The following is a 24,931-nucleotide window of genomic DNA, read 5'->3' as shown; positions in this document are numbered from 1 at the left end:
GCCACTACCCCTGAGGCGCCGGAACGGAAAAGGCCGGGACCGCGATGACGAGAGGGCGAAGGCATGCGATCACTGGTGGGACCCGTTCCCGAGCCGGCCGAACGGGCGAGCTCGGCACTGCGGCGCTGCCCGAGGGCCACGCTGAGCCTCCCCGCTCCCACCGTCGAGTCCCGCGGGAGCACCGCCGGGTCCCGCGGGAACACCGCGGGGTCCCGCGGGAACACCGCGGGGTCCCGCGGGAACACCGCGGGGTCCCGCGGGAACGCGACTCCCGCGGTCGCGCTCGCGCACCGGTCTTCCGGAACGGCCGACCTCAGCCTCGTCATCCCGACCGCCGACGCCGCCGCGATCCCGTCCGGGGGAGTGCACGCCCGTCTCGAGGTACTCGACGAGATCCTCGGCGGGGCAGCCCGGGGCCGGTGTCGCCGCCTCGTCGTCGTCGACGGACTGGTCGAACAGATCGACACGCGCGCCCAACGCCACGCCGCCACCCACATCGCGCGAGACCTGCCCGACTCCGCCCTGCTCGGGGTCGGATCCGAGTCGGCACTCGTCCGGCTCCGGACGGAGCGGATCCTGCTCACCGACGACTCCGGCGTCACCGACATCGCCCCGGACGACCTCGCCACCTCCGGGCCCGACCCCTTCACCGACCTCGAAGGGCACTGGCTCGACCACCTCAACGATCCGCGCTGCCAGGTGGTGCCGCGGCTGGCCCTGCGTGTCTGCCGGTGCCTGCCCGCCGAGCGCCCCCTCCTGATCGGCATCGACCGCGCCGGCGTCGACATCGAGCTGACGGACCGCGAGGGTCGCGCCCGGCGCGAACGGCTGCCGTTCGCCGAGGCCTGCACGGACGTCACCGAGCTGGGGACCCAGCTCCGGTTGCTCGCGGGAGGCGCGCGGTACCCTCAGGACCGTGCTGCTCTCCGACCGTGACCTCCGTACCGAGCTCGCCGACGGGCGGCTGGGGATCGACCCCCTCGACCCCGCGCTGATCCAGCCGTCGAGCATCGACGTCCGGCTCGACCGGATGTTCCGGGTCTTCAACAACTCGCGCTACACCCACATCGACCCCGCGCAGCAGCAGGACGAGCTGACCGAACTGGTCGAGCCCGCCGAGGGGGACCCGTTCGTCCTGCACCCCGGCGAGTTCGTCCTGGGAGCCACCCTCGAGCGACTCCGGCTGCCCGACGACCTGGCCGGCCGGCTCGAGGGCAAGTCGTCGCTCGGTCGACTCGGGCTGCTCACGCACTCTACTGCCGGCTTCATCGACCCCGGGTTCGACGGCCACATCACCCTCGAGCTGTCGAACGTGGCGAACCTGCCCATCACGCTGTGGCCCGGGATGAAGATCGGCCAGCTGTGCCTGTTCCGGCTCTCCAGTCCCGCCGAGACCCCGTACGGCAGTGCCTCCGTGGGCTCGAAGTACCAGGGCCAGCGCGGCCCCACCGCCTCCAAGGCGTACCTGAACTTCCGGTGACCCGGCGGACGGCGGCCATCCGGCGCGCACTGCTCGCCCGCCGTTCACCAGCCCGTTCCCGCCGCGCCGCGTCGACGGGGTAGAACAGCGCCATGCGTATGACCGTGTTCGGGACCGGGTACCTCGGTGCCACCCACGCCGCCTGCATGGCCGAGCTGGGCCACGAGGTGCTGGGGGTGGATGTCGACGAGGCCAAGATCGAGCGGCTGCGCCTGGGCGAGGTGCCGTTCTACGAGCCGGGGCTGCCGGAGATCCTGCTGCGGCACGTGGAGTCGGGGCGGTTGCGGTTCACCACCGACTACGCCGAGGCGGCCGCCTTCGCCGACCTGCACTTCATCGGGGTCGGGACCCCGCAGCGCAAGGGTGAGTTCGCCGCCGACACCTCGCACGTGGAGGACGTCGTGGCGCGACTGACGCCCCTGCTGTCCGCGGATGCGGCGGTGGTGGGCAAGTCGACGGTGCCGGTGGGCACGGCCGCGCGGCTGCAACAGATCGCCGACTCCCGCGCCCCGGACGGGGTGCGCGTCGAGGTGCTGTGGAACCCGGAGTTCCTCCGCGAGGGCTTCGCCGTGGCGGACACCCTGACGCCGGATCGGATCGTGATCGGCCTGGCCGGCGGTGAGTCGGCACTGGGGCTCGCGCGGGAGTTGGTGTCCGAGGCGTACGCGCCGATCCTGGAGGCAGATCCGTGCCCGGTGATCGTCACCGACCTGGCTACGGCAGAGTTGGTCAAGGTCAGCGCGAACGCGTTCCTGGCGACCAAGATCAGCTTCATCAACGCGGTGTCGGAGGTGTGTGAGGCCGCCGGCGCCGATGTGACGGTGTTGGCCGATGCGATCGGCATGGACAAGCGGATCGGGCGGCGCTTCCTCAATGCCGGCCTGGGCTTCGGTGGTGGGTGTCTGCCCAAGGACATTCGCGCCTTCATGGCCCGCGCCGGTGAGCTGGGCGCGGACGAGGCGATGACGTTCCTGAGGGAGGTCGACTCGATCAACATGCGCCGGCGCGAGCGGATGGTGGACCTGGCCGTCGAGGCGTGCGGGGGCACGGTCATCGGCAAGACCGTCGCGGTGCTGGGGGCGGCGTTCAAGCCGAACTCCGATGACGTGCGGGACTCGCCGGCGCTGAACGTGGCGGGCATGCTCTCGCTCAAGGGCGCGAGCACCGTGGTGTACGACCCGCAGGCCCTGGACAACGCCCGCGCACTCTTCCCGACCCTGACCTACGCCGAGTCGGCCCTGGCCGCCTGCGAGGGCGCGGACGTGGTGCTGGTGGCCACCGAGTGGCCGGAGTTCGTCGAGCTGGACCCGGCCGCGGTCACCGGGGTGGCGCGAGGCCGGGTGCTGCTGGACGGGCGCAACTGCATGCCCGCCGACCGCTGGCGCGCCGCCGGATGGACCTACCGCGCCCTCGGACGCGGGGTGCCGGCGGCGGGCGCCGCCCGCCGCACGGGGGCCGGCCCCGCCGGGCCGGGGGTCGTCTCGCCGATGCGCTCAGGACACCCGTCGACCTGACCCGGCCGACCTGGCACTGGCCGACCTGACACCGGCCGACGCGGCCCCGGGCTACTGCCGGTACGAGGCCAGGAAGTTGCCGATCCGCTCGATCGCCACGCCCAGATCGCGGGAGGCGGGCAGGGTGACCACCCGGAAGTGGTCGGGGTCCGGCCAGTTGAAGCCCGTGCCCTGGGTGATGAGGATCCGCTCCTGCTCGAGCAGGTCGAGGGCGAACAGCCGATCGTCGTGGATCTCGTGGACGTTCGGGTCCAGCTTGGGGAAGGCGTACAGCGCACCCATGGGCTTGACGCAGCTCACGCCCGGGATCGTGTTGAGCTTCTCCCACGCGATGCCTCGCTGCTCGTGCAGCCGGCCGCCGGGCTCGATGAGCTCGTTGATGGACTGGTAGCCGCCGAGAGCCACCTGGATGGCGTGCTGCGCCGGGACGTTCGGGCACAGTCGGGTGGACGCGAGGAGTTCGAGCCCCTCGAGGAACCCGGCCGCATGCGCCTTGGGCCCGGTGATGGCCACCCAGCCGGCCCGGTACCCGGCCACCCGGTACGTCTTGGACAACCCGTTGAAGGTCAGCACCAGCAGGTCGTGCGCGAGGGTGGCGATGGAGGTGTGCTCGGCCTCGTCGTAGACGATCCGGTCGTAGATCTCGTCCGCCAGGATGAGCAGGCTGTGCTCGCGGGCGAGGTCGACGATCCCCTGCAGGACCTCGCGCGAGTAGACCGCCCCGGTCGGGTTGTTGGGGTTGATCACCACGATTGCCTTGGTGCGCGGCGTGATCTTGGAGGCGATGTCCTCCAACGACGGATTCCAGTCGTCGTCCTCGTCCGCGAGGTAGTGGACGGGCTTGCCGCCCGCTAGCGACGTCATGGCCGTCCACAGCGGGTAGTCGGGTGCCGGGATGAGGACCTCGTCGCCATCGTCGAGCAGCGCCTGCATGGTCATGGTGATGAGCTCGGAGACGCCGTTGCCCAGGTAGATGTCGTCGACGCTGAGACGGGGGAAGTCCGGGACGAGCTCGTAGCGGGTGAAGATCGCCCGCCGGGCCGACAAGATTCCCTTGGACTCGGAGTAACCCTGCGCGTGGGGGAGCGCGGCGATCATGTCCCGCATGATCACGTCCGGCGCCTCGAACCCGAACGGCGCGGGGTTGCCGATGTTCAGCTTGAGGATGCGGTGACCCTCGGCCTCGAGCTGATTGGCCCTGGCCAGTACCGGCCCGCGGATCTCGTAGAGGACGTCCTTGAGCTTGGAGGACTGGTCGAGCGTGCGCAGCTGGTGGAGCGTTCGTCCCGTGGTCTCAGGCGTCATACCTTGCGATTGTGCCACCTCGGTCCGCGTGTCCGGTGTCACGGACCGGCCGGGAGGGGTGCGGGGTCAGATCCCGTACCGCAGGTCGACGATCGCCGGGATTTCCGAGTCCGGCAGGAGGTCATCAGGATGCTCGACGGACAAGTAGTCCACACACTGCCGCTCGTGCGCCGCCAGACAGTAGGGCTGCGATCCGATGCTCAGACCGGTGGCCTGGCGAAGTCTCCGGACCTCGCCCCTCACCGTGGTCGTGGCGGACCCGTCGTCATAGAGGGCCTCGGACAGGGCGCGCGCTGACCACGCCTCCCGCGAGGCCAGGAGCGCGAGGAGTTCTGCCCGCCTCGGGGTCAGGGCGACGGAGGTCCCGTCGGCACGGACCACCGCCGGCTTCCACCCGAGAAGACGGATCGAGGTCACGGGGGAGCGCGTCCCGTCGGGTTCGGGATGTGGGTCGTGCGGGCCGGGGGCATCCGGCCCGGGGGCGACGGCGGGGGTCGCGGTGCCCCGGGCGGTCAACAGCGTCTCGGCGAGCCGGACACCGCACCGGACCAGCGAGACGGTCTCGGCGCACGAGAACCGGAGGGGATGCGAGACGTCGAGGACACCGAGGACCCGTCCGTGGGGGTCCCTGATGGGACTCGCCGTACACGTCCACCCGTGGTGGGCGCGCACGAAGTGCTCCCCCGCCGTGGCGTGCGCGAGCGTCCCTGCGTCCAGCGCCATCGAGATCCCGTTGGCGCCGATACCCCGCTCGGACCAGTCGGCCCCCTCGGCGAACGCGATCGAGTCCGCCCGACGGAGCACCTGCGCACTGCCCGATCGCCAGAGCACCCGACCACGGACATCGGAGATGACGACCACGTGTCGCCCGGCCGCGGAGGTGTCCGCCAGTGAGGAGACGACGTCGTCCGCGATGTGACGCAGCGGGGTGTCCGCCCGAGCGGTCACGAGTTCGTCGCCGGACAGCACGCTCGCCGGGAGTTCCTGGTCGGGGGAGACGCCGGCCTCCCCGCTGCGCCTCCATGCGCGCAGGAGCCGTGAGTCCAGATCGGGGGGGAGCCCACCGGCCAGGGCGGACTCGTGCGCCCTGATCGACTGCGCCGCGAACGCCCCCGGGTCGGAGAACCGCAACGTCGCGTGCAACGACATTGCCACCCCCTTGGGAAGAAAGTGTGATCTACGTCATCCCAGAAGCTACAGGAAGTGGAGGAGTGGACATGACCGAGACTCAGCAGGCACCGGCAGACCGCGGCCCCGGGGGTCCGGACGTCGACCGCGGTCAGCCGGACACAGTGGTCGAACGGTGGTTGGCGGCCTTCGACGAGGCCCTGCGATCGGGGGACCCGGGCCGGGCGGCCGACCTGTTCGGCACCGACGGGTACTGGCGCGACTTCGTCGCCTTCACCTGGAACCTCAGAACACTCGAGGGCCGCGACCAGATCCGCGACATGCTGAGCCGCCAGCTCGCAGCCGTCGAACCGTCCGGGTGGGCCCTCGACGAACCCGCCACCGACAGCGACGGGGTGGTGGAGGCGTGGGTGCGTTTCGAGACGGCCACGGGCCGCGGGTGGGGCCACCTCCGACTGAGGGACGGGCGGGCATGGACTCTTCTGACGACCCTGCAGGAACTCAAGGGCCACGAGGAGAAGAAGCGCCACAGTCGCGACCAGGGTGTCGACCACGTCATCACCCGGGGCCGGAAGACCTGGCTCGAGCAGAAGATCGAGCGCCAGGAGACCCTCGGGTACACCGAGCAGCCCTACGCCGTCATCATCGGCGGCGGCCAGGGCGGTATCGGGCTCGCCGCTCGTCTCAAGCGCCTCGGGGTACCCACCATCGTCATCGAGAAGAACGAACGCGCGGGTGACTCATGGCGCAAGCGCTACAAGTCGCTCCATCTCCACGACCCGGTCTGGTACGACCACCTGCCGTACATCCCTTTCCCCGAAGACTGGCCGGTGTTCCCCGCGAAGGACAAAGTCGGTGACTGGCTCGAGCACTACACCGCCATCATGGACCTCGACTACTGGTCCGGAACGGAGTGTCTCAAGGCGGACTTCGACGAGGACTCGGGGACGTGGCGTGTCGAGGTCGACCGCCGCGGCGAGAAGGTCGTGCTGCGCCCGACCCAACTCGTGTTCGCGCTCGGGGTGTCGGGGTACCCGAACATCCCGCGGTTCGAGGGCTCGGAGGACTTCGCCGGCCGGCAGTGGCACTCGTCCGAGTTCACGGGCGAGGGCGACGTCGCGGGCAAACGGGCCGTGGTGATCGGGTCGAACAACTCGGCTCACGACATCTGCGCGGCTCTGTGGGATCACGGTGCGCACGTCACGATGGTGCAGCGCTCATCCACGCACATCTCCCGCAGTGAATCCCTGATGTCCCTCGCCCTGGGCCCCCTCTACTCGGAAGAGGCTCTCGACGCCGGTGTCACCACAGAGAAGGCGGACATGCTCTTCGCCTCATGGCCCTACCGACTGCTCCCGGGGGCGCAGATCCCGGTCTACGAGCAGATGGCGGAGAAGGACGCGGAGTTCTACCGGCAGTTGCGCGAGGTGGGATTCGACCTCGACTTCGGGGAGGACGGTTCCGGTCTGTTCCTCAAGTACCTCAGGCGCGGGTCGGGTTACTACATCGACGTCGGTGCGAGTCAGCTGTTGATCGACGGCGAGGTCGCGCTCGAGAGCGGCCAAGTGTCACGCATCCTGCCCGACGGCGTCGAGCTCGACGGCAGCCGGGTGCTTCCGGCGGACATCATCGTGTACGCCACCGGGTACGGGTCGATGAACCAGTGGCTCGTGGACCTGGTGTCCCAGGAGGTCGCCGACCGGGTGGGGAAGGTGTGGGGCTACGGGTCGGACACGACACGCGACCCCGGCCCGTGGGAGGGCGAGCTGCGCAACATGTGGAAGCCGACCAACGTCGAGCAACTGTGGATCCACGGGGGCAACCTGCATCAGTCCCGCCACTACTCGAGGTACCTCGCGCTGCAGCTCAAGGCCCGGATGGAGGGTATCCCGACACCCGTCTACCAGGTTCAAGAAGCTCACCACCCCTGCTGACGCTGGACAACACGGAAATGAAACGACCGCGGCCCGTGATCAGGAGACCTGATCACGGGCCGCGGTGGCGTCCGGTGGGCGTCAGCCCAGAGAGAGGCCGTAACCTCCGGACTTCTTCGAGCGGGGGATCGCCCCGCCCGACGCGGGCTTCGCCGGGGCGTCGGTCGACGTCGACTCTGCCGCAGTTGACTCCGTCGCAGGTGACTCAGCCTCGGCCGTCTCAGCCTGGGCAGCGGAGTCGGCGGGTTCGGCCTTCTCCGGGGCCTCGGTCGCCGGGGCGGCGGCCGGCGCCTTCGGAGCGCCGGGTGCCTTGGGTGCGCCGGGTGCCTTCGCTGCACCCTTGAGGCCCAGGCCGACGGCCGGCTTCGCGGGCGCGGCCGGGGCGGTGTCCGTGCCGGACCCGGCATCGGCGGTCTCGGTCTGCGCGGCGGCGGACTCGCCCGCGGACGGCTCGGACGCCGCAGCCGTGGCCGTGCCCGGAGCCTTCGCCCCGCCCGGAGCCTTGGCCCCGCCGGGCGCCTTGGCCCCGCCACCCAGGGTGAGCCCGCCGGACTTCGGCGCACCGGCGCTCGGCTTGGGAGCGCCGGTGGTGGCCGGAGCGGAACCCTGCGCGGCCTCGCGGGTCTCCTCAGTGCGCTCGGCGTCCTTCACCGCGGACTGGGCCTCGGTGGCGGACTCGCCGCTCCCGGCGGCGCCGGGGGCCTTCGGAGCGCCGGGGGCCTTGGGGCCGCCGGGGGCCTTGCCGCCGCCACCGAGCTTGAGGCCACCCGACTTGGGTGCGCCCGTCGAATCGGCGGCCGACGGGCCGGCCTCGGCCGCGCTGGCCGCGCCACCGGTGCCGGCGGCGGCGACCTCCGCGCCCTCGCCCTCGTCGACGACGGCGTTGTCCGGCGCGGCCTCGGCCGGGGCAGCGGGGGCGGCGGCCGTGGCGGACTCCGCCTCGGCGGCGTCGCGCTCGGCCTGCTCGGCCTCCTTCTCCGCCTTCGTCTTCTCACGCGTGGGCTGCTCCAGCCACGCGGCCTCGCGAGGCTCGGGCAGGCCGCCGTCACGGGAGACGGACTCCAGGAGCAGCTGGGCGACGTCCACGACCTCGACCTGGCCCTCCTGCTCGGTGCCGTCGGTCTGGGCGGTGGCCCCGTCCGAGAGCATCACGCGACAGAACGGGCAGCCCGTGGCGATCTTCGTGGCCTTGGTCGACAGGGCCTCGTCGACACGGTCGATGTTGATCCGCTTGCCGACCGTCTCCTCCATCCACATGCGCGCGCCACCGGCGCCACAGCACATGGACCGCTGGCCGTGACGGGGCATCTCCGTGAGGGTCACGCCCGAGCCGTCCATGAGCTCACGCGGGGCCTCGTAGACCTGGTTGTGGCGGCCGAGGTAACACGGGTCGTGGTAGGTGACGCCACCGTCGATCGGGGCCACCGGCACGAGGCGCTTCTCGCGCACCAGACGGTTGAGCAGCTGGGTGTGGTGGACCACCTGGTAGTCGCCGCCGAAGTCGCCGTACTCGTTCTTCAGCGCATTGAGGCAGTGGGCACACGTCACGACGACCTTGCGCTGCGCGGCGGGCACGCCGTCGAACGCGTCGTTCATGACCTCGATGTTCTGCTGGGCGAGCATCTGGAACAGGAACTCGTTGCCCGCGCGGCGGGCCGAGTCGCCGGTACAGGTCTCGCCCTGACCCAGCACCGCGAACTTCACTCCGGCGGTGTGCAGCAGCGAGGCCACGGCCTGGGTGGTCTTCTTGGCACGGTCCTCGAAGGCGCCGGCACAGCCCACCCAGAACAGGTACTCGGTGTCGGCGAAGTCCTCGATGTCCTTGCCGATCACGGGGATCTCGAAGTCGAGGGAGTTCATCCACTCGTCGCGACCGGAGTTGTTCTGGCCCCAGGGGTTGCCCTTGTTCTCGAGGTTCTTGAACAGGCCCGCGAGCTCGGTCGGGAACTCGGACTCGATGAGGACCTGGTAGCGGCGCATGTCGATGAAGTGGTCGACGTGCTCGATGTCCACCGGGCACTGCTCGACGCAGGCGCCACACGTGGTGCAGGACCACAGGGCCTCGGGGTCGATGATGCCGGCGGCCATCGGGTCGTCGGAGAGGTCCGCGGTGGTGTGACCGACGAGGGGGCGCTGGGCCTCGAGGCGGGCCGCCTCCGGGATCTTGGCGAGCTTGGCCTCGTCGGGGTTGCCCTCGGCGTCGACCAGTCCGGTCTCCTCGCCCATCGTGGTCTGCCCACCGGCGAGCAGGTACGGCGCCTTCGCGGCACCGTGGTCGCGCAGGGACATGATCATGAGCTTGGGGCTCAGCGGCTTGCCGGTGTTCCAGGCGGGGCACTGCTCCTGGCAGCGGCCGCACTCGGTGCAGGTGGAGAAGTCCAGCCAGCCCTTCCACGAGAAGTCCTCGATGGCGCCCGCGCCGAGCTTGGGCTCGAAGTCCTCGTCGGCCTCGGTGAGCTCCTCGACCTTCTCCATGGTCAGCGGGACGCCGTCCATGGTCATCGGCTTGAGCGGGCCGAGCGCGGTGCGGCCGTCGGCCTCGCGCTTGAAGTAGATGTTGAAGAACGCGGAGAAGCGGTGCCAGGCGACGCCCCACGTGATGTTGCGGCCCACGACGTACAGCCAGATCATGCCGGTGAGCAGCTTGATCAGCGCGAAGACCGAGACCATGAGCTCGTTGGCCGGCAGGATCGTCGACAGCGGGCCGGTGACCCAGTCCGTGGACCAGTGGAAGTCGTACCCGTCGGCGGCCTGCAGCGAGAGCTTGCCGGCCTTGACGAAGATCATGCCCAGGCCCTCGAGGAGCACGACGGTCTCGACGAAGTAGGCGGCCTTGCGGTCCGAGCCGACGAAGCGGTTGAGGCCGCGACGCTGGTTGATCTGACGGATGATGATCAGCACGGTGATGCCGATGACGGTGCCCAGGCCCAGGAACTCGTCGACGGCGTGGTACCAGGCCTGGTCGGACAGCCAGGGCCAGCCGCCGCGGGGGTTGAACGTCTGGATGTAGGCCTCGAACCAGACGATCGAGCCGAGCAGGAAGCCCACCATGACGAACCAGTGGAAGAAGCCCACCGACCGTTTGCGGGCCATCCGGGTGTGGGCGCCCACCTCGACGATGACGTTCTTCAAACGGGGCAGGATCGGCCGCAGCCGGTCGAATCCGTCCTTCTGTCCCAGGAACAGGCTGCGCACCATGCGCGTGACGCCGCCTATGAAGGATGCCCAACAGAACAGACTGAGCAGGACGCCGATCGTCCCGAGTGTGATGGTCACGCCTGACATGGTTCGCGGCCTTTCGTCGCACTTCTCGACGCACGAGCACTCATAGGAACCTGTGGGCGCCCGTCGACTGTGTCGAGGTCAAAGGTAAGCCACGCGGGCCCCGTCTGCCGAGTTGAGGCTGCCCTTACCGGAGCAGGCTCCACTCGCAGGCGGGGCCCGCGTGGAAGGGGAGGGTCAGTTGGTCCGGAGCGTCAGCCCGGGGTGTGCGGCGAGGACGTCGGCGATCGGGACGGCGGACAGGCGCGGGGTGAACCCGGCCGTCCGGGCCACGGCGTCGGCGTCGGCGCAGGTGACGGAGTCCGCGACGTTGGACGCGCTCGAGATGCCCAGGGCCCTGTCGCCGGAGAAGACGACGCCGCCGCTGTCGCCGGGCAGGGCGCACAGGTCCACGGTGAAGGCGTTCGAGATGGTGCGCGTGCCCGCCACGTCGATCGTGGCGCCGACCTGCGAGATCGTCCCGCAGGAGAAGCCGGTCCGGAATCCGGTCTTGCAGGCCTTCTGTCCGACGACCGGGTCCGCGGTGCCGATGATCTCCTGGGTGCTGTCCGGCCCGTCTCCCACCAGATTGGAACGGAACCGGTCCGCCACGTCGTCGTCGACCGCGATGAGGGCGGTGTCGATGCCCTCCCGCTCGCTGCGGGTCATGGTGCCGAACTCCTCGCCGTCGGCGAGGGCGGCGCGGGTGCCGTCGGCGCCGGCGCAGTGCGCGGCGGTGATGACGACGGGCTTGCCGTCCAGTTCACCGTTGAACCCGGTCGAGCACTCGAGGATTCCTCCCGGGACGCCCACCTGGTACGCGGTACCGCCCGTGACGGGCCCCGCCGGAGCGGGGACCGATTCGATGGCCCGCGGCTGGTCCTCGGGCACGGGGGTGCCGGGGTCGACCATGGTCTGGGCCATCATCCCGTCGATGATCGACCCGGTGCCGGGGGTCAGGCCGGCGAGGAGGTCGATGACCGTGCGCATGGGGCCCTCGGGGACGAGGCCGGCGTCATTGAGCAGGGCCAGGCTGCCGAGCGAGCCGGAGTCGCCGCCGCTCCCGGGCGCCGCGCCGGTCCCGTCCGGGTCGTCCGCGCGGGTGGTGGCCGGTTCGATGCCGTCGACGGTCGGGCCGCCGTCGGACCCGGTGCCCCCCTCGCTGCCGAACGGGGCCGTGTCGAACGCCGGGTCGGGGGCCTCGATCATGTCGATCTCGGCGAGGTCCCGCAGGCGGGCGTCGAGGTTGCCGAGCTGCGAGGCCTCGCCCCCGCGGGTCGTGACGACGACCGCGTTGCGGGTCGGATCGACGCGGACGTCGGTGACGAGGTCCTGCATGTCCTCGGGAGTGCCCTCGATGATCTTGATGACCTGGCGCTCGCGAGCCTCGAGTTCGCTCGTGGTCAGCGCCACGTCCTTGACCGTGAACCCGGACCGGGTGGCCTCGTCGCGCAGTTCGTCTCCGGCGGCGCCGGCCACCACGCCGACCAGGCCGGTGCCCTCCTCGTCCAGCCAGACGCCGCCGAACGACTGACGGAACTGCTGCTCCCACCGGGGACGGGCCTCGGCCAGACGTTCTCCGATGCCGGCCTGGGCGAGGAACTGCTCGGGAGTGAGTCCGAGATCACGTCGCAGTGCCTCGACGAGTGAGGTCAGCTCCGGGCCGAGCGCGTCGGCCAACGCCGGCAGGGGCTGGGCGACGGCGGGGCGGGAGGCGGACGCTCCCGGGTGTGGGGGAGGGGGCCGCGCCGGCAGGGGTCGCGGTGACCACCAGCGCCGCGGCGGCGGCGACGGCGGCGAACTTCGAGGTGATACGCATGATGGCCTTCCGGAATGCACGGCTGGGCGACGGCGCGTCGACCGGCAGTGGCTCGGTGTGTCGCGGCTCAGATTACGGAGATGTGATTAGTGAGTCCAGTGTGACACGTGTGATTAGTGGGATTCGGTCGTCGATTCATGTGACGCAGCTGAGTCGGAGAATCGGGGGCCCTGCCGCTAGGCTGCCTCTTCGGCAACGACGTACGCGTCATCACCAAAGACTCATTACCCGGAGGTCCCATGTCCGACGCTGACGCCGCACTGCACGACGCCCTTGACACCGTGGTGCGACGCAATCCCGGACAGCACCTCTTCCGGCAGGCCGTGCACGAGGTGCTGGAGTCACTCGCACCCGTGGTCAAGCAGCACCCGGAGTATGTCGAGGGTGGGATCCTCAAGCGGATAATCGAGCCCGAGCGCGTGGTGTCCTTCCGGGTGCCGTGGGTCGACGACGCCGGTGCGGTCCAGGTCAACCGGGGCTTCCGTGTGCAGTTCAGCTCCGATCTCGGCCCGTACAAGGGCGGATTGCGTTTCCACAAGTCCGTGGACGAGGACACGTTGAAGTTCCTCGGGTTCGAGCAGGTCTTCAAGAACGCCCTCACCGGTCTCGGCCTGGGCGGCGGCAAGGGAGGCTCGGACTTCGACCCGCACGGCCGCAGCGACGCGGAGGTGATGCGCTTCTGCCAGTCCTTCATGTCCGAGCTCGCGCACCACATCGGTGCCGACCTCGACGTCCCGGCCGGTGACATCGGCGTGGGCGGGCGCGAGATCGGGTACCTGTACGGCCAGTACCGGAAGGTGACCGGCCGCAACGAGGCGGGCGTCATCACGGGCAAGGGCGTCGGGTACGGCGGCTCGTGGGCGCGCACCGAGGCGACCGGCTACGGGCTCGTCTACTTCGTCCGCGAGATGCTCCGCGACACCGAGTACAGCCTCGAGGGCTCCCGGGTGGTCGTCTCCGGCTCCGGCAACGTCGCGATCTACGCGGCCAAGAAGGCGGCCCAGCTCGGCGCGACCGTCGTGGCCTGCTCGGACAGCCAGGGTTACGTCCACGACGAGGACGGTCTCGACCTGGACCTGCTCCTGGACGTCAAGGAGGTCCGCCGCGAACGGCTGTCGGCCTACGCGCGGGAGCGGGGCAACTGCACCTACCGGGAGACCGGCTCCGTGTGGGACGTGGAGTGCGACATCGCGCTGCCCTGTGCCACCCAGAACGAGCTCGACGCCGAGGAGGCGCGCACGCTCGCCAAGAACGGGTGCCGCGTGATCGCCGAGGGCGCCAACATGCCGTGCACGGAGCAGGCGGTGGAGGTCATCCACCAGGCCGGCATCCTCTTCGGGCCCGCCAAGGCCGCCAACGCCGGCGGCGTGGCCACCAGCGGTCTCGAGATGCGGCAGAACGCCGGTCGGCTGCTGTGGGACTTCGAGCGGGTGGACTCCGAGCTCGACCGCATCATGACCTCCATCCACGCCACCGCGGCGGCGACCGCCGAGGAGTACGGCGCCCCGGGTGACCTGGTGGCCGGGGCGAACATCGCCGCGTTCCGCAAGGTCGCCGACGCCATGCTCGCGCAGGGTGTCATCTGATCTGATCCGGGCGACGGCGGACCTCGTCGTCGTCGTACCTCCTTCTTCTTCCCGCACCTTCTCCTTCCCGCACCTTCCCCTTCCCATGCTCCGAGCCGCACCGCCGAGAGGCGGCGGCCGGGGCGCTCTTCCCGTTGTTGAGCCCGGCGGGCTCAATCAATGGTGTGAGTTGCGCCACCGCCGGAATGGATTCGACAGAGTGGGGGTTATACGGGGCGACAAACCTCAGCGGGCCAGGCTCAACTCGGGTTGACGCGGCAGGCCACCGGCAGGCAGGGTGGAGCCATCGATCCGAGCCTTGAGCCGGGTCCGCTTAGAGAGAACCCGTACACGTCAGTAGAAGGAGAACATCATGGGACGTGCAGTAGGCATCGACCTCGGCACCACCAACTCGGCCGTCGCGGTCCTCGAGGGCGGCGACGCCACGGTCATCGCCAACGCCGAGGGCGCGCGCACGACCCCGTCGGTCGTCGCGTTCGCCAAGAACGGCGAGGTCCTCGTCGGTCAGCCGGCGAAGAACCAGGCGGTCACCAACGTCGACCGCACCATCCGCTCGGTCAAGCGCCACATCGGCACGGACTGGAAGTCGGACTCGATCGACGGCAAGACCTACACCCCGCAGGAGATCAGCGCCCGCACGCTGCAGAAGCTCAAGCGCGACGCCGAGTCCTACCTCGGTGAGGACGTCACCGACGCCGTCATCACCGTTCCGGCCTACTTCAATGACGCCCAGCGTCAGGCCACCAAGGACGCCGGTCAGATCGCGGGCCTCAACGTCCTGCGCATCGTCAACGAGCCCACCGCGGCAGCCCTGGCCTACGGCCTCGACAAGGGCGACAAGGAGCAGACCATCCTGGTCTTCGACCTCGGTGGCGGCACCTTCGACGTCTCCCTGCTCGACATCGGCGACGGCGTCGTGGAGGTCCGTGCGACCTCGGGCGACAACCACCTCGGTGGCGACGACTGGGACCAGCGGATCGTCAACTGGCTCGTCGACAAGTTCAAGGCGCAGAACGGCATCGACCTGACCAAGGACAAGATGGCCCTGCAGCGCCTGCGCGAGGCGGCGGAGAAGGCCAAGATCGAGCTGTCCAGCGGGCAGTCCACCTCGATCAACCTCCCGTACATCACGGTCGACGCGGACAAGAACCCGCTCTTCCTGGACGAGACGCTCTCGCGTGCCGAGTTCCAGAAGATCACGCAGGACCTGCTCGATCGCTGCCGCAACCCGTTCCAGGCCGTGATCAAGGACGCCGGCATCTCGGTCGGCTCCATCGACCACGTCGTGCTGGTCGGCGGTTCGACCCGTATGCCCGCCGTGACCGACCTGGTCAAGGAGCTCACCGGCGGCAAGGAGCCCAACAAGGGCGTCAACCCGGACGAGGTCGTGGCTGTGGGTGCCGCGCTGCAGGCCGGCGTGCTCCGCGGTGAGGTCAAGGACGTCCTGCTGCTCGACGTGACCCCGCTGTCGCTGGGCATCGAGACCAAGGGTGGCGTGATGACCAAGCTCATCGAGCGCAACACCACGATCCCGACCAAGCGTTCGGAGACCTTCACGACCGCCGACGACAACCAGCCGTCCGTGCAGATCCAGGTCTTCCAGGGCGAGCGCGAGATGGCGGCGCAGAACAAGCTGCTCGGTTCGTTCGAGCTCGCCGGTATCGCCCCCGCGCCGCGTGGCGTGCCGCAGATCGAGGTCACCTTTGACATCGACGCCAACGGCATCGTCCACGTGACCGCCAAGGACAAGGGCACCGGCAAGGAGAACACGATCATCATCCAGGACGGCTCCGGCCTGTCCAAGGAGGAGATCGACCAGATGATCAAGGACGCCGAGGAGCACGCCGCCGAGGACCACAAGCGTCGCGAGGAGGCGGACGCCCGCAACCAGGCCGAGTCCACGATCTACCAGACGGAGAAGTTCGTCTCGGAGAACGAGGACAAGATCCCGGCCGACAAGAAGGAGTCGCTCCAGGCCGCGATCGCCGACGCCAAGACCGCCCTCGAGGGCTCGGACGTCGACGCCATCAAGTCCGCGGTCGAGAAGGTCAACACCGAGGCGCAGGCCGTCGGCCAGGCCATCTACGAGGCCTCCGCGGCCGAGGGTGCCGAGGCCGGCGACGCGTCGGGTGCGGGCGCGGCCGACGACGACGTGGTCGACGCCGAGGTGGTCGACGAGGACGAGACGAAGGGTGAGTCCAAGTGACCCGCCCCGAGCAGACCGACGCCTCCGAGAAGGCGGCGTGGGCCGGCGCCGACGACGAGGCCGAGCAGGCCGCCGAGGCGGTCGAGGCCGAGATCGTCGACGACGACGGCACCGCGCCGGCGGCCGACGGCACTGCAGCCGATGCCGCTGACGCGGGGGGCACCCCGACCGGGGACGTTCCCGCGGACGATCCGGCCGCCGCGCTGCAGGCGCAGCTCGACGAGCGGACCGCGGACCTGCAGCGGGTGTCGGCGGAGTTCGCCAACTACCGCCGCCGCGTCGAACGTGACCGCCAGTCGATCATCGACACCGCCAAGGGCTCGGTCCTCACCGAGCTGCTGGGGATCGTCGACGACCTCGACCGGGCCGAGGCGCACGGCGACCTCGCCGAGGGGCCGCTCAAGGTCTTCGCCGACAAGGTCCGCGCGCTGCTCACCGCCCAGGGCGTCGAGGCCTTCGGCGAGGAGGGTGACGCGTTCGACCCGGCCCTCCACGAGGCCGTGCAGGACGAGTCCGAGGGCTCCGATCCCGTGCTGGGCACGATCCTGCGCAAGGGCTACCGCCACGGTGAGCGGACCCTGCGGACGGCGATGGTGATCGTCCGCTGAGCCACCCGGCTCACCACCCCGGCGTGCGGGTGCGTCCCGAGACGATTCGGGTCGCACCCGCACGCCGACCCACCCCAGACGTGCCGGGGAACTGAGAGAATTCGTAGACCCGAACACTGCAATAAGAAGACGAACTGCAACAAGAAGAAGGGAGGCGTCTGGTGAGTCAGCGCGAATGGGTCGAGAAGGACTACTACGCCGAACTGGGCGTCTCCAAGTCCGCCACCCAGGACGAGATCCGCAAGGCCTACCGCAAGCTCGCGCGGGAGAACCACCCGGACTCCAACCCGGGCAACGCGGCCGCGGAGGACAAGTTCAAGCGGATCAGCGAGGCCAACGACGTCATCGGCGATCCCGCCCGGCGCAAGGAGTACGACGCCTTCCGCGACCAGGTCACCTCCGGCGGGTTCAGCGGCTTCGCCCCGGGTGGCGGGGGCCGGTACACCGCCTCCGGCGGTGACTTCGACATCAACGACCTCTTCGGTGGCGGCGGGCCCGCCGGCGGTGCCGGGGGATTCTCCGACCTGTTCGGCGGCCTGTTCAACCAGGCCCGCCCGGGTGGCGGCGGGGCCGGCCGCGGCCGGGCACAGCGCCCGCGGGGCGGCCAGGACGTCGAGACCGCCCTGACCCTGTCCTTCCGTGAGGCCGCCCTCGGCGAGACGGTCCAGATCAAACTCTCCTCCGCCTCGCCGTGTCTGATCTGCCACGGCAGTGGCGCGAAGCCGGGGACCAGCCCCAAGGTGTGCGGCACCTGCCACGGTGCCGGCGTCACCCAGCGCACCCAGGGGGCCTTCGGCTTCGCCGAGCCCTGCACCGACTGCGGCGGCACCGGGTCCAAGATCGACGACCCGTGCACCGAGTGTGCGGGTAGCGGCGTCACGGACCGCACCCGCACCATCAACGTCAAGGTCCCGGCCGGCGTCTCCGACGGCCAGCGCATCCGGCTCTCCGGGCAGGGTGAGGCGGGCTTCCGCGGGGCACCGTCGGGCGACCTGTACGTGACGGTCACCGTCCAGAAGGACCAGGTGTTCGACCGCGACGGGGCCGACCTGCTCGTCGACCTGCCGGTGTCCTACCCGGAGTTGGTCCGCGGCGCCCAGGTGTCGGTACCCACGCTCACCGGGCGGGTGACCGTCAAGATCCCCGCTGGCTCCCGCGACGGACAGATCCTTCGGGTGCGCGGCCGGGGTATCGCACGCAAGTCCGGAACCGGTGACCTCAAGGTCACTCTCCGGGTGGCCACGCCCCCCGCCGGGATGGCCGAAGCCGAGCTCGCCGCCTATGACGACGCGTTGCGCGCCGCCGGCTTCGATCCGCGGTCGGGCTGGGCCGGGTCGGCATGAGCCCCCGGCGTGACGTCGGGGAGCTGGGGCCCGACGACAGCGTCCTGGTGATCTCGGTGGCCGCCGAACTGTCCGGGCTGCACGCCCAGACCCTGCGAACCTACGACCGCCTCGGGATCGTCACCCCCGAGCGCACCAGCGGCGGTGGGCGACGCTACTCGCTGCGGGACGTGGCACTGCTCCGCGAGGTCCAGCGCCTCAGCCAGGAGGAGGGCGTCAACCTCGCCGGCATCAAGCGGATCATCGAGCTGACCAATCAGGTCGACGCCCTGCGCAGCCGCGTGTCCGAACTGGTCGAGGAGGTCGCCGAACTCCGTCGCCGTTCCGGGTCCTCCGCTCGGGCGGGCGGTGAACTCGTCCACGTGCCCCGCTCGACGTCGGTGGTCGTGTGGCGGCCCCGTCACCAGCGGGAGACGGGCCGCCGCGACGGCTGATGACCGGATCCGCCCGACTTTCATAGCGAAGCCTCACCTAATATAGTTCGGCGCGTGACCGTCGCACGCACGCATCAGGGGCAGGCTCCGCCCGGTCTGTTCGGCGAGTCCGCCGGGCGCGGCACCGCGGTCGCCGTCGTGACCGGCGAGGCGGAGTACACCTACTCCGCGCTCGCCCGGATGAGCGCCGAGCGCGCCGCCGAGTACCCGCCCGTGACGACCGGTCGTCGCCTGATAGGCCTGGTGGCGACGAACACCATCGAGTTCCTCGTGGACTATCTCGCCGCCCACTCCGCCGGCCACGTCGTGCTCCTCCTGCCGCCGGAGGGCGCGGCCACCGACAACCTCCTCGCGGCATGGCACCCCGACGTTGTCGCGGGGGACGGCCGACCCGTCCCGCCCGGGGTGCTCACGGCGCCGCCGCGGCACGACCTGCATCCCGACCTCGCACTGCTCCTGAGCACCTCCGGGTCCACGGGCGCACCCAAGCTCGTCCGGCAGTCCCGGCGGGCGGTGCTGGCCAACGCGCGGTCGATCGTGGACTACCTGGGCATCGTGCCGGGGGACCGGGCGATCACCACCCTGCCGCCGCACTACTGCTACGGCCTGTCCGTCCTGCACAGTCACCTGCTGGCCGGCGCGTCCGTGGTGCTCAACTCCGACTCCGTCTCCGCACCGGCGTTCTGGGACCGGGCGGAGGCCGGGCAGGTGACGACGTTCGCCGCCGTCCCGCACACGGTCGAACTCCTCGAGCGCGTCGGTCTCGACCGACTGGACCGCCTCACCCGCCTGCGCTACCTCACCCAGGCGGGCGGGCGCCTCGCGCCCGAGTCGGTGCGTCGCCTGGCCGCGCACCTGGAGGCGCGCGGGGCGGAACTGGTCGTGATGTACGGCCAGACCGAGGCGACCGCGCGTATGGCGTACCTCCCCCCTCACCTCGCGCGGACCCGTGCGGGGGCCATCGGGATCGCGATCCCCGGCGGCTCCTTCCGCGTCGACCGTCCGCGGGGAACCGAGCCGCACGCCCCCGGTGAGCTGGTGTACCGCGGCCCGAACGTGATGATGGGGTACGCCCGCACCTCGGCCGACCTCGCCCGCGGGCCCGAGCTCGACGAGCTGCGGACCGGGGACCTCGCCCGCATCGCCGACGACGGCCTCGTGGAGATCGTCGGGCGGATGGGGCGCGAGACCAAGATCTTCGGGCACCGGATCGACCTGGGTCGGGTGGAATCGACCCTGGCGGACGGCGGGTTCGACGCCTGGTGCGTCGGGGAGCCCGACCGGTTGGTCGTGGTCACCCGCGAGCGCTCGCGGGCCCTCGCCACCGCCGCCGCGACGGCCTCGGGACTGCCCACCTCGGCGGTCGAGCAGGTCGTCGTCGTCGACCCTCCCCGCACCCCCGCCGGCAAGGTCGACCAGGCCGCACTGCGTGCACTCGTCGCCGACCGCGCGCGGACCGGCGCCGGGGCGCACGCCGACGCGCCCAGCACACTCGTGGCCCATGCGCTCGGCCTGGACTCCTGCCCGCCGGACGCCACGTTCGTCGACCTCGGCGGGGACTCCCTGACCTACGTGGTGCTCTCGACCCGGCTCGAGGAGCGGGTCCCCGGCTTGCCCCGCGACTGGCACCTGCGCCCACTGGGGGAGCTCGACACCCGAGCGGTCGGACCGCGTCCCCCGGCGGCCTCCCGCTGGACCCCCTGGCGGGCGTGGGCCCGCGTCGACACCTCGGTGGTGCTGCGCGCCCTGTTCATCCTCACGATCGTGGGCGGGCACACCCGGGCGTTCGCTGTCTACGGCGGCGCCCACGTCCTGGTGGCGCTGACCGGGTACTCCCTGGCCCGCTTCCGGCTGCACTCCGCCAGCGCCCGCGAGCGGGCCCGGGGCGTGCTCACGACGGTCGGGAGGATCGCGGTCCCCGCCGTGGTGTGGCTGCTGCTCGTGACCCCGCTGACCAGCCGCTACCACTGGTACTCGCCGCTGCTGGCCACCCACTTCCTCGGTCCCCGCTCCTGGTCCGACGACCGCTGGTGGAACCCGTGGCAGATGTGGTTCGTCGAGGCGACGGTCTACCTGCTGCTCGGCGTGGCCGCGCTCATGGCCGTCCCCGCGGTCAGCAGGCTCGACCGGCGGTGGCCGTTCGCGCTGCCGGCCACGCTGGTCGGGCTCGGATTGCTGGTGCGGTACGCCGTCATCGACCTCGGCGGCGGGCCCCTCGTGTGGTACTCGGCGCCGGCGGTGCTGTGGCTGTTCGCGCTCGGCTGGGCCGTGGCGCGGACCGAACCCGGGGGGTCCGGACCGGGCGGGCCGGGCGGATCGGGCGGGCACCGCGCGGGACTCACCGCGATGTGGGCGCGGCTCGCCTGCTCCGCGGTCGCGCTCGTGTGCGTGCCGGGCTGGTTCGGCGATCCCGGGCGGGAGGTGGTGATCGTGGCCGGGATCCTCGCCCTGATCTGGATCCCCGCCGTCCGGCTGCCCCGGCCGGTGGTCAGGGTGGTGACCCCCCTCGCGGCGGCCTCGCTCTTCATCTACCTCACCCACTTCCTCGTGTATCCGCCGATCCGGGACGCGGGCCACCCGTGGCTCTCGTGGGTCGCCTCGCTCGCGGTGGGGGTGTGCGTGTGGTGGCTGTGGGAGCGCGGTGCCGGGATTGCGCGGCGGGTCACCGCCCGGGGCGGGGACGCCGACCCCGCACGCGGGTAGCGTCGGGGGGAGACGCCCCAGCCGGCTGAGACGACAGCCCGCCGCCGACGAGGAGGACGACCCGTGCGCATCGCCGCCGCCCAGATCCTGACCGGACGCGACCCGCAGGACAACCTTCGGCTGGTCCGCGAGTCGGTCGCCGAGGCCGCCGCGCAGGGGGCCCGGGTCGTGGTGTTCCCCGAGGCCACGATGCGGGCGTTCGGTGCGGGCCGGCTGGACGAGATCGCCGAACCCCTCGACGGCCCGTGGGCGACCGCGGTGGCCGAATCGGCTCGGGAGCACGGTGTCCTCGTCGTCGTCGGCATGTTCACGCCCGGGCAGGGCGGCCGCGTCCGCAACACCCTCCTGGTCACCGGGCCGGCCGGCGACGCCGACGGCGGGCCGGACCGCGACCTCCACCTGGGGTACGACAAGATCCACCTGTTCGACGCGTTCGGGTTCGCGGAGTCCGACACCGTCGAGCCGGGCGACGCCACGCACGTCGTGACGGTCGACGGCGTGGGCGTGGGTCTGAGTGTCTGCTACGACATCCGCTTCCCGGGCCAGTACACGGCGCTCGCCACCGCCGGCGCCCGGATCACCCTGTGCAGCGCCTCGTGGGGCGCGGGCGAGGGGAAGGTCGACCAGTGGCGGTTGCTCGCCCGCGCCCGCGCGCTCGACTCGACCACGTTCCTGTTCGCCGTCGGGCAGGCCGATCCCGAGGTGGAGGGCGTGGAGGTCAAGCCCGGCGCCCCCACCGGCGTCGGCCACTCGCTGCTCGTCGGACCGGACGGGACCGTGCGCGCCGAGGCCGGCGCCGGATCGGAGCTACTGGTGGTGGATGTCGACGACGAGGAGGTCACCGGTATCCGGAAGGTGATCCCGGTGCTCGCCAACGGACGGGTCACGGAGCCCTCCGGCGGGCAGGTTCCGCGGTGACCGGGCCGGACGGCCCGGACCGGGGCGGCCGACCCGCTGATCCGGAGCAGCCGGGCGACGACGCCGTCACCGAGCCGAATCCGGCGGTCGAGCCGGGTGCCGACCCGCCGACGCAGCAACTGCCGCCCACAGACCCGCCGACCGAGCACCTCCCGCCGGTCGGCGCGGGGGAGGGCAGCACGGCGTGGTCGCAGTACCCGGCGGACGGTGGAGCCGCGGCCGCGGGTGGGGCTGCCGGGGCGGCCGGTGGTGCGGGGGCGTTCGGCGCGGCCGCCGGGGCCGGGGCGCCCGGGGTTGGTCCCGGCGCGTCCGGTTATCCGACCGCCGCGGGCGTCCCCGCCTCCGGCCACCCCGCCGCGGACGTGCCGCCGCCGGGGGACGTCCCGCCGCCGGGGGACGGCGACGCCTGGGACGACGGTGGCGGTGACGGCGGGTCCACGCCGTGGATGATCGCCGCCATCCTGCTCGCGGTCGCATTGGTGGCTGCGCTGGTGGTGTGGCTGGTCTCCGCGACCGGCGGCGGCGAGGACCCGGTCGCCACCCCCACCACGACGACGCAGACCACCACCTCGCAGACCACCCGGACCACGCCGCCGACGACGCAGCCCACGACGACCGGCCCGCCGAGTCCCGCCGAACGCTGTAGCCCGGGTTTCGTGGCCGACGAGCTGGGCAGCGGCACGACCGTGCGGGAATGCGACGAGCGGTTCCTGCTGGTCACCCGCGACGACGGGGAGATCGAGCTGCTCTCGTGGCGCGACGACGACTGGGAGTTCCTGGCCGAGCCCACCTCGGACGTGTGCCGCGAGCAACTCGAGCAGCTGGGCGTCCCCGACCGGTTCCGCCGCGTGTTCCAGCCGTGCGAGGCGCCCACCAGCACCACCACCTCGCAGACCAGTCCCACCACCACGACGGGGGCGACCACCTCCACTCCGCAGACCAGCACCGAGACCCCCGTCCCGCCGGCGGGTGAGCCCCAGGCCGGCGACGGCGACGGCCAGGGCGACGACGGCGGCGGCGGCGACGGGGACGGGGACGGCGGGGACGACGATGCGGGCGGCGGTACCGCAGCCGGCGACGGCGGTGACACGACCGACGACTCCGACGAGGGCGCGCCCGGCGCCGGCGAGGACGCCGACACCGTCGCGGCGGCGCGCTGATCCGGCCGCCGCGGCGCGTTCCCGCATCGAGAAGACAGTTCCGCACACCCGCTCTCGGCCGTCGTGTGCGGAACTGTCTTCTGGATGGCAACGTGGGTGGCTGCGCCGCGCGGCGGGATTGTCAGGGGCGGTCGAAGCTGATGTTCTCCCGCGGGGTGCCCGCCGCGACGAGACCGCGGACCGTCGCGCGCAGCATCTCGGGTGAGCCCGAGACGATGACCTGCCGGTCGGCCCACGACCCCCACTGCGTGACCGCCCGGACCAGGGTCCCGGTCTGCCGACGGTGCAGGGTGCGGGGCAGGTCCTGCCGGGGGCCGGCCCACCAGGGATCCTCGTCCTCCTCGGCGACGGGCTGGATCGTCAACCACGGGGCGGTGGCGGCGAGGTCGACCAACGTCGGCAGGTCGTAGAGATCGCCGGGGAAGCGGGCCCCGTAGAACAGGTGGACGCGCGGGTTGTCGGCGTGGCGCATCATGTCCAGCAGCAGGCACCGCAGGGGCGCGATCCCGGTGCCGCCGGCGATCATGAGCACGTCCCGGGTCGGCTCGGACCGGTCGACCTCGAGCATCCCCAGCGGGCGGGCGAGCACCCAGCGGTCACCGACGCCGACGCTGCGGACCAGTGAGCTGCTGAGCACGCCGCCGGGCACGTCGCGGACGTGGAACTCGATCTGCCCGGCCGGGTTCGACGGGATCGACGGGCTGAGCCGCCGCCACACGCCGGGCGAGTAGGGCGTGAGCACACTGAGGTACTGCCCCGGGTGGTAGTCGACCATCACGTCGCTGATGAGCCGTACCACCACCACATCGCGGGTGGGTCGCAGGATCTCCACCACGGTCGCGCCTACGCGTGCGGGGCCCTCGTCGACGGCCGCGCCCTGTTGCAGGGCGGTCGAGAGCACCCGGTAGGCGGTGCCCAGGGTGGTCTCCAGCCGGTCGTCCCAGGCGCGGCCGGCGAGGTGCCGCAGGGTGTGGGCCAGCGCTTCCCCGAAGCGCCGGTGATGCCCGGGCGTCAGTTCGAGTTTGCGGTGATCGGCGCCCAGGTGGCGGGCGAACTCGACGACCTCATCGACCTTGGCGCGGTCGCCGCGCGCGTACTCGGTGGTCTCGAACGCCCACCGCATCGCCCGCGCGAAGTCCCGGAGTACCGGCGTGGCGTCGCGGGGGAACAGTTCACGGAAGTCGGGGTCGGCCGCGCGCAGCGCCCGGGCGAACAGCTCCGGGAACCGCTCGTCGACCAAGAGGTCCCTCAGGACCAGCAGCGGCGGGATCTGCGCCTCGACGGGCACAGGCTGCTCGAGCGGCTCAGCCAACGGGTCGACAGGCGTACCGAGGAACGGGTCGAGGTCGATGTCCTCCACGAGGCGCTCCACCTCGGAGGCGCGGAACGGTTCGTCACCATGGTCCGGTCCGGGGCCGTTGCTCACCGTTGCACGCCTCCCGTCTCGTCGTCGTCGCTGTCCCCACCCTATCCGCGCGCCCGGCACCCCCGCCGGGAGTGCGCGCGACCCCGGCCCGCCTTCGACCCCGGCC

The 24,931-nt window shown here is 71.4% G+C and carries 17 protein-coding genes; 12 read left to right on the top strand and 5 right to left on the bottom strand.

What is annotated here, in order from left to right:
• The first annotated feature begins 63 nt into the window (after positions 1-63).
• The 3 genes from J1M64_RS03995 (at position 64) to J1M64_RS03985 (ending at position 2,994) form a co-directional block, all read left to right on the top strand.
• The gene (locus J1M64_RS03995) at positions 64-936 is read left to right on the top strand and encodes a hypothetical protein (protein WP_206472966.1); all 873 of its coding nucleotides are present in this window, start codon (positions 64-66) and stop codon (positions 934-936) included.
• Positions 917-1,480 (top strand): dCTP deaminase, encoded by a 564-nt coding sequence (gene dcd, locus J1M64_RS03990; protein WP_067719486.1) that lies wholly within the window; start codon positions 917-919, stop codon positions 1,478-1,480. The genes J1M64_RS03995 and dcd overlap by 20 nt, the downstream gene beginning before the upstream one ends.
• 92 nt (positions 1,481-1,572) lie before the next feature.
• On the top strand, positions 1,573-2,994 hold the full coding sequence (locus J1M64_RS03985; RefSeq protein WP_206472964.1) for a UDP-glucose/GDP-mannose dehydrogenase family protein: 1,422 nt from the start codon (positions 1,573-1,575) through the stop codon (positions 2,992-2,994).
• 51 nt (positions 2,995-3,045) lie between these two features.
• Here J1M64_RS03985 and J1M64_RS03980 read toward each other — a convergent pair whose 3' ends face one another.
• Both J1M64_RS03980 and J1M64_RS03975 read right to left on the bottom strand, forming a co-directional pair.
• Positions 3,046-4,299: a pyridoxal phosphate-dependent aminotransferase gene (locus J1M64_RS03980; RefSeq protein ID WP_163376283.1), complete on the bottom strand. Its 1,254-nt coding sequence runs from the start codon at positions 4,297-4,299 to the stop codon at positions 3,046-3,048.
• A gap of 66 nt (positions 4,300-4,365) precedes the next feature.
• Positions 4,366-5,448, bottom strand: a complete 1,083-nt coding sequence (locus J1M64_RS03975) for a helix-turn-helix domain-containing protein (RefSeq protein ID WP_206472962.1) — start codon at positions 5,446-5,448, stop codon at positions 4,366-4,368.
• 68 nt (positions 5,449-5,516) lie between these two features.
• Between J1M64_RS03975 and J1M64_RS03970 the strand changes: the two genes are divergently transcribed.
• Positions 5,517-7,361: an NAD(P)/FAD-dependent oxidoreductase gene (locus tag J1M64_RS03970; protein ID WP_206472960.1), complete on the top strand. Its 1,845-nt coding sequence runs from the start codon at positions 5,517-5,519 to the stop codon at positions 7,359-7,361.
• 81 nt (positions 7,362-7,442) lie between these two features.
• On the opposite strand, the gene J1M64_RS03965 is transcribed toward J1M64_RS03970, so the two are convergent.
• Positions 7,443-10,646 carry a (Fe-S)-binding protein gene (locus J1M64_RS03965; protein ID WP_206472958.1) on the bottom strand — a complete coding sequence of 1,068 codons (3,204 nt, stop codon included), beginning with the start codon at positions 10,644-10,646 and terminating at the stop codon, positions 7,443-7,445.
• Between the two features lie 174 nt (positions 10,647-10,820).
• The gene (locus J1M64_RS03960; protein ID WP_241261071.1) at positions 10,821-12,302 is read right to left on the bottom strand and encodes a S1 family peptidase; all 1,482 of its coding nucleotides are present in this window, start codon (positions 12,300-12,302) and stop codon (positions 10,821-10,823) included.
• 378 nt (positions 12,303-12,680) lie between these two features.
• Between J1M64_RS03960 and gdhA the strand changes: the two genes are divergently transcribed.
• The 8 genes from gdhA to J1M64_RS03920 all read left to right on the top strand — a co-directional run bounded on the left by gdhA (position 12,681) and on the right by J1M64_RS03920 (position 23,399).
• Positions 12,681-14,027 carry an NADP-specific glutamate dehydrogenase gene (gene gdhA / locus J1M64_RS03955; protein ID WP_067719476.1) on the top strand — a complete coding sequence of 449 codons (1,347 nt, stop codon included), beginning with the start codon at positions 12,681-12,683 and terminating at the stop codon, positions 14,025-14,027.
• 352 nt (positions 14,028-14,379) lie between these two features.
• The gene (gene dnaK / locus J1M64_RS03950; RefSeq protein WP_206472956.1) at positions 14,380-16,233 is read left to right on the top strand and encodes a molecular chaperone DnaK; all 1,854 of its coding nucleotides are present in this window, start codon (positions 14,380-14,382) and stop codon (positions 16,231-16,233) included.
• Complete coding sequence (gene grpE, locus J1M64_RS03945; protein ID WP_206472948.1) at positions 16,230-16,841, top strand: nucleotide exchange factor GrpE; 612 nt, start codon at positions 16,230-16,232, stop codon at positions 16,839-16,841. Before dnaK ends, grpE begins: the two co-directional genes overlap by 4 nt.
• 161 nt (positions 16,842-17,002) lie before the next feature.
• Positions 17,003-18,184: a molecular chaperone DnaJ gene (gene dnaJ, locus J1M64_RS03940; protein WP_120286435.1), complete on the top strand. Its 1,182-nt coding sequence runs from the start codon at positions 17,003-17,005 to the stop codon at positions 18,182-18,184.
• Positions 18,181-18,618: a heat shock protein transcriptional repressor HspR gene (locus tag J1M64_RS03935; RefSeq protein ID WP_132062420.1), complete on the top strand. Its 438-nt coding sequence runs from the start codon at positions 18,181-18,183 to the stop codon at positions 18,616-18,618. Before dnaJ ends, J1M64_RS03935 begins: the two co-directional genes overlap by 4 nt.
• A 54-nt stretch (positions 18,619-18,672) precedes the next feature.
• On the top strand, positions 18,673-21,321 hold the full coding sequence (locus J1M64_RS03930; protein ID WP_206472946.1) for an AMP-binding protein: 2,649 nt from the start codon (positions 18,673-18,675) through the stop codon (positions 21,319-21,321).
• Positions 21,322-21,384: 63 nt separating this feature from the next.
• Complete coding sequence (locus J1M64_RS03925) at positions 21,385-22,239, top strand: carbon-nitrogen hydrolase family protein (protein ID WP_206472944.1); 855 nt, start codon at positions 21,385-21,387, stop codon at positions 22,237-22,239.
• Positions 22,236-23,399 carry a hypothetical protein gene (locus tag J1M64_RS03920; RefSeq protein ID WP_206472942.1) on the top strand — a complete coding sequence of 388 codons (1,164 nt, stop codon included), beginning with the start codon at positions 22,236-22,238 and terminating at the stop codon, positions 23,397-23,399. The genes J1M64_RS03925 and J1M64_RS03920 overlap by 4 nt, the downstream gene beginning before the upstream one ends.
• Before the next feature lie 121 nt (positions 23,400-23,520).
• Here the strand turns inward: J1M64_RS03920 and J1M64_RS20305 are convergent, their stop codons facing one another.
• Entirely contained in the window at positions 23,521-24,825 is a 1,305-nt protein-coding gene (locus tag J1M64_RS20305; RefSeq protein ID WP_206472940.1) for an FAD-binding oxidoreductase, read from the bottom strand.
• Between the last annotated feature and the right edge of the window lie 106 nt (positions 24,826-24,931).

The organism is Dietzia sp. KRD202 (assembly GCF_017168155.1).
Lineage (GTDB): Bacteria > Actinomycetota > Actinomycetes > Mycobacteriales > Mycobacteriaceae > Dietzia > Dietzia kunjamensis.
Note: the sequence above shows the minus strand (reverse complement) of the source record. Positions and strands in the feature narration are given on the sequence as shown.

Coding starts and splice junctions, on each gene's coding strand:
- J1M64_RS03985 (WP_206472964.1), top strand. CDS start 1,573: ATGCGTATGACCGTGTTCGGGACCGGGTACCTCGGTGCCACCCACGCC.
- gdhA (WP_067719476.1), top strand. CDS start 12,681: ATGTCCGACGCTGACGCCGCACTGCACGACGCCCTTGACACCGTGGTG.
- J1M64_RS03980 (WP_163376283.1), bottom strand. CDS start 4,299: ATGACGCCTGAGACCACGGGACGAACGCTCCACCAGCTGCGCACGCTC.
- J1M64_RS03965 (WP_206472958.1), bottom strand. CDS start 10,646: ATGTCAGGCGTGACCATCACACTCGGGACGATCGGCGTCCTGCTCAGT.
- dnaK (WP_206472956.1), top strand. CDS start 14,380: ATGGGACGTGCAGTAGGCATCGACCTCGGCACCACCAACTCGGCCGTC.
- J1M64_RS03935 (WP_132062420.1), top strand. CDS start 18,181: ATGAGCCCCCGGCGTGACGTCGGGGAGCTGGGGCCCGACGACAGCGTC.
- J1M64_RS03995 (WP_206472966.1), top strand. CDS start 64: ATGCGATCACTGGTGGGACCCGTTCCCGAGCCGGCCGAACGGGCGAGC.
- J1M64_RS03970 (WP_206472960.1), top strand. CDS start 5,517: ATGACCGAGACTCAGCAGGCACCGGCAGACCGCGGCCCCGGGGGTCCG.
- J1M64_RS03975 (WP_206472962.1), bottom strand. CDS start 5,448: ATGTCGTTGCACGCGACGTTGCGGTTCTCCGACCCGGGGGCGTTCGCG.